This is a genomic window from Neisseria sp. HMSC061H08 (genome assembly GCF_001836795.1).
GTDB lineage: Bacteria > Pseudomonadota > Gammaproteobacteria > Burkholderiales > Neisseriaceae > Neisseria > Neisseria subflava_A.
Genome location: NZ_KV830571.1, coordinates 1 through 903 on the forward strand (window position 1 = coordinate 1; position 903 = coordinate 903).

Annotated in this window: 1 pseudogene; it reads left to right on the plus strand. The window is 44.0% G+C overall.

Annotated elements, in window-relative coordinates:
• Window positions 1-276: 276 nt before the first annotated feature.
• Window positions 277-903: pseudogene (locus tag HMPREF2675_RS11555) on the plus strand (hypothetical protein); the annotation flags it as partial.

Genomic DNA, 903 nt, shown 5'->3' on the forward strand with positions numbered 1-903 from the left:
TAGGGGATTTTGGGGAATTTTGCAAAGGTCTCTATTTGCGTTATTTTTTGTGCTCCTTGCATCTTATCCGAATGATGTATATGTACAACATATTTTCATGATATGTGAAAAATCTATACAGAATACTTGCATTTAAATTTCATTTTTTTACAATGGAGGGTGCAACTTTCTTCAAGTGACTATCACCGTTAAGACCATGCGGTGTCCCTTTTTCAGTTTACGGGGAAAGAGAAGCTTGAATAACGTCCTTACACCCACCACAAAAAGGTAAAAAACATGAAAAAATTCAACGTTAAAGCATTGAGTATGGCTATTGCGGCAGCTGTGATAAGCAGCGCAGCGGGCGCGGCTGATAGCTCAGCCCTGTTGTTGAAAACTATGGAGCTGGAGCAGGCAGTTAATGGCTTTGCTGCCGGCAGCAACTTCGTCGCTACTAATGAAGATGGCAGCAAAACCGTCCGTGAAGCTACACAAGCAGATGTTGAAGCTGACGGCTTTGGCGGATTGGGTTTGAAAGAAGTTGTAGCTGCACACGATGAGGCATTGGGTGACTTGACTGAAACCGTCAACGACAACAGCGAAGCATTGGTAAAAACTGCAGAAGTTGTTAACGCCATCAGCGCAGATGTAAATGCTAATAAAGCAGCAATTGACAAAAAAGCCGACAAAGCTGATTTCGAAGAATTGGCAAAATACACTGCCGACATGGGCAAAAAAGTTAACGATATCGGTGACGAAGTAACCGCCCTGAGCGATGCAACTAGTGCAGCCATCACTCGTCACGATAAAGACATCGTTGACTTGGCACAAGCAGGTCTGAAAGCGACCGAGGCTTTGGAAGCTAACCGCCAAGACATTGATGCCAACAAAACAGCAATCGAAACTAAAGCCGATAAAGCTGAC